This is a genomic window from Acinetobacter sp. YH16042, from assembly GCF_013417245.1.
GTDB lineage: Bacteria > Pseudomonadota > Gammaproteobacteria > Pseudomonadales > Moraxellaceae > Acinetobacter > Acinetobacter amyesii.
Genome location: NZ_VPEJ01000069.1, coordinates 1 through 3,141, shown reverse-complemented (window position 1 = coordinate 3,141; position 3,141 = coordinate 1). Strand labels below are relative to the sequence as shown.

Sequence of the window (3,141 nt, the reverse complement as noted above, 5' to 3'; positions counted from 1 at the left end):
TGGAAGCAGATGAAATATTATTGGCGAGATTTTCAAGTCATGACAGCTGATAAAATAGAGCAATGGGTGGAGAAAGTATCAAACCAATTCGGAAAAGAATACATGTTTACTTTTTAATGACAACTTACAAAGATGTGGAACATTGTTTAAAAAGTAATCGTGAAACACCATTAACTATTAAAAATCCAAATACATTTGAGTTGGGATTTATAAAATAAATTAACACATTGAATTATATTAAATAAAAAATTGAATTACGTACGACTTTCATTATGTTAATTTTAGGTAAAGTTAAAAATCTAGGTTTTAATATCATAATTTTCAATTTGCCGAAAAGTTAAATTAATACGGGCTGTTGTAACTCGCTTACTTGGTGGTAAACGATGTAACCAGTGAGTCTGTGTCGAATCCTTCATCACCAATAAACTGCCATGTGCTAAAAATAACTCTCTCTTTTCTTTGGTCATTTTATGTTTAAAAGCAAATTTTCTTTCAGCCCCAAAGCTAAGAGATGCAATTGCACCATTTTTTTTTAAATCAACTTCTCCATCACTATGCCATGCCATACTTTCATTGCCATCATGATAAAGATTTAACAAACAGGAATTAAACGTTTCCCCCGTCAATTGCTCGACCATTTTTTTCAATTCAAGTAATACAGGACTCCAAGCCAAAGCGTGTTTTGTCGTTTTTGAATAGGTATATGAGAACGGGTGATCGCCATACCAAGCAACTTTACGTTTAGTTATGATTCGCTTTCCATAAATGACCGCTTCATCATGTTTCCAAGCAATTGAACGAAATAACTCATCAAAATATGTATTTGCTTGCTGTGATGTCAGAATCTGACCGAAATATAAAACCGTGCCGTCATAGGGCAATAGGTTTTTATGGAGATTTTCTTGCTCAAACATATCCATTTTTCCAGTCCATATACGCTTGTTTCATGCAATGTCCACAAGGACGGTAGCCTTGTGCAAGTGCTTCAACTTCATCTTTAAAAAAAACACGGTTCTTGCGTTTCATACGTTTGCCTGATCGACATCGCAACGAGCCATATATTTTTAAGTTCAGATTTCCTCCAAACAAAATTTTTCCCTGTCGAAGCAAACCATAAAGCTCCTGATCAGTAATCATTTCATGACGTATCATCTTTAGCTCACTGCATCATGAAAAATAATACCTAATGTATAACGCTCTCCATGATGTAACGGGCTGACTCCATGTTTCATATTGACCCGATAATAACCACGAGTCCCTTTTTCTGGTTTGAAGTGTGTTGTAAAAATGAGTACATCACCTTTTTGCGGCTGTAATACCGTGGCTTTGGATTGAGCGCGCGGAATTTGCTGAGTTAAAACAAATTCTCCACCTTGATAATCGACATTCACTTGGTTCAGAAATATCACCAGTTGAATCGGGAAATACACGTCACCATAGAGATCTTGATGCAAAGTATTAAAACCATCTTTGCGGTACTGTAGAATTAATGGGGTTGCTTTCTGTTGTCCATTTTCGTGACATTGTTGCAGTAATTCTTGATGCGTTTCTGGGAAAATCGTATTCAAATTCAGCACCTTAATCCATACATTAGCAATAGGCATAAGATAAGAATACATCTGCGTTCGTAATTGATGAATCAAGTGTGGCAGAGGATAAGTAAAGTACTTATATTCTCCTAATCCAAATCGATAGCGTTGCATATTCACGGTCTTACGATATAGCGTGGGATGATCATAATTGTTTTTTACAAGGTCACATTGTTCCTCAGTTAAAAACTTTTCGAGTACTACGAAACCATGTTGATGCATCGCCTCAGTAATAGCATTCCAATCGAGTTGAGCCAATCTAGCTTTAAAATATTCTTCTAGCTCAGTGAGATGCATGGGTTTTCACTCCTTCCCAACCAATGATGGCTGTTTTTCGCGTTGTTCCCCACATGTAACCACCAAAATGTCCTGATGATTGAATCACCCGATGGCATGGAATGAGAAATGCAACAGGGTTACTTCCTATTGCAGTTCCTACGGCACGCGAAGCTTTGTTATTGCCTATGTCCTTTGCAATTGCACCATAGGTCGTCAATTCACCCATAGGGATTTTTAGCAGGCTTTCCCAAACTTTAAGTTGAAATTCGGTGCCCTTTAGATGCAGCTTAATTTCGGATAGATCTTGATGATCCGACTGCAAGATAGAGACCGCTTTTTTCTGCAATTCATCTTGTTGCTGGACAAATTTTGCCTTTGGAAATTGTGCTTTAAGCTGTAAAAAAGCTTCATCATAATTCTCAGTGAAAGCCATATAACAAACACCTTTAGCTGTTGAGGCAATCACAATAGAACCAAAGAGTGTCTCTGAGAAACTATAATTAATTTGTAACGACTCTCCACCATTTTTATATTCAGCAGGAGTCATTCCTTCTATCCTTATAAATAGATCATGCAAACGGCTCGAGCTTGAAAAACCAGTGTCGAATGTAGCATCTAACACACTATTTTCTTTATGATTTTTTAAAATTGATTTTGCATGTTCCAGGCTAATATATTGCAGGAACTTTTTAGGGCTAATACCTGCCCATTCAGTGAAGATCCTTTGAAAATGGGCTTGGCTTAGATGAATATGTTCTGCAATTTCAGATAAGGTTGGTTGTTCTTTGAAATTCTGATTAATATATTCAATTGCCTTTGCAATGCGAATATAGTTTGTATCTTCTAACATTGTCATGTACCGCTTTTTGGGGCCTAAGAACAACATTAACAAATAGAACGGCTGAGAAAAATCCGATTCTTGCTATGAGTGAGAAATGCTATTTAATTTTATTTATCATAATGGTGATTATACGAAATCGAAATGTTCGAACCCATTTAAAGTGTCCAAGTTAGATACGACTCGCTGTTTATTTATTTGTATGATTTGGTGTCCTTTAGGATAAGAATCTGCAGTAATTTAGATATTTTTGACTAATAACTAAATTTATAAAAATTTGAATTTGAATTACCAAAATTTTCCATTACTTAAGTTGACAAAAATAACTAATCATGCGAAAAGGTTTTTTTAGTTAACAGATGTTCACACATGCCTCGGATTGTTTCTGTACCACTTAGTTTAGAACAGCGAGAACGACTCATTTTTCTGGCCAAA

4 protein-coding genes and 2 pseudogenes are annotated in these 3,141 nt (G+C 35.8%); 2 read left to right on the top strand and 4 right to left on the bottom strand.

Translation table 11 applies throughout. The features are described from left to right. A pseudogene (locus FTV37_RS16780) lies at positions 1 to 117 on the top strand (transposase); the annotation flags it as partial. Positions 118 to 299: 182 nt separating this feature from the next. On the opposite strand, the gene FTV37_RS16775 reads toward FTV37_RS16780, so the two are convergent. Genes FTV37_RS16775 through FTV37_RS16760 form a run of 4 tightly spaced genes read right to left on the bottom strand, consistent with a single transcriptional unit; the run spans position 300 to position 2,718 of the window. Further along, complete coding sequence (locus tag FTV37_RS16775; protein ID WP_180049993.1) at positions 300 to 920, bottom strand: alpha-ketoglutarate-dependent dioxygenase AlkB; 621 nt, start codon at positions 918 to 920, stop codon at positions 300 to 302. After that, a complete protein-coding gene (locus FTV37_RS16770) occupies positions 907 to 1,152 on the bottom strand; it encodes an Ada metal-binding domain-containing protein (protein WP_180064301.1) in 246 nt (81 codons plus the stop codon). The genes FTV37_RS16775 and FTV37_RS16770 overlap by 14 nt, the downstream gene beginning before the upstream one ends. Before the next feature lie 2 nt (positions 1,153 to 1,154). Further along, entirely contained in the window at positions 1,155 to 1,886 is a 732-nt protein-coding gene (locus FTV37_RS16765) for a 2OG-Fe(II) oxygenase (protein ID WP_180049997.1), read from the bottom strand. Then, positions 1,873 to 2,718: a methylated-DNA--[protein]-cysteine S-methyltransferase gene (locus FTV37_RS16760; RefSeq protein ID WP_180049999.1), complete on the bottom strand. Its 846-nt coding sequence runs from the start codon at positions 2,716 to 2,718 to the stop codon at positions 1,873 to 1,875. The genes FTV37_RS16765 and FTV37_RS16760 overlap by 14 nt, the downstream gene beginning before the upstream one ends. Positions 2,719 to 3,075: 357 nt before the next feature. On the opposite strand from FTV37_RS16760, the pseudogene FTV37_RS18110 reads away from it, so the two are divergent. Further along, positions 3,076 to 3,141: pseudogene (locus FTV37_RS18110) on the top strand (helix-turn-helix domain-containing protein); the annotation flags it as partial.

Bases quoted from the DNA above. Each gene is read 5' to 3' on its own strand.
- FTV37_RS16765 (WP_180049997.1), bottom strand. From the start codon at position 1,886: ATGCATCTCACTGAGCTAGAAGAATATTTTAAAGCTAGATTGGCTCAA.
- FTV37_RS16760 (WP_180049999.1), bottom strand. From the start codon at position 2,718: ATGTTAGAAGATACAAACTATATTCGCATTGCAAAGGCAATTGAATAT.
- FTV37_RS16775 (WP_180049993.1), bottom strand. From the start codon at position 920: ATGGATATGTTTGAGCAAGAAAATCTCCATAAAAACCTATTGCCCTAT.
- FTV37_RS16770 (WP_180064301.1), bottom strand. From the start codon at position 1,152: ATGATACGTCATGAAATGATTACTGATCAGGAGCTTTATGGTTTGCTT.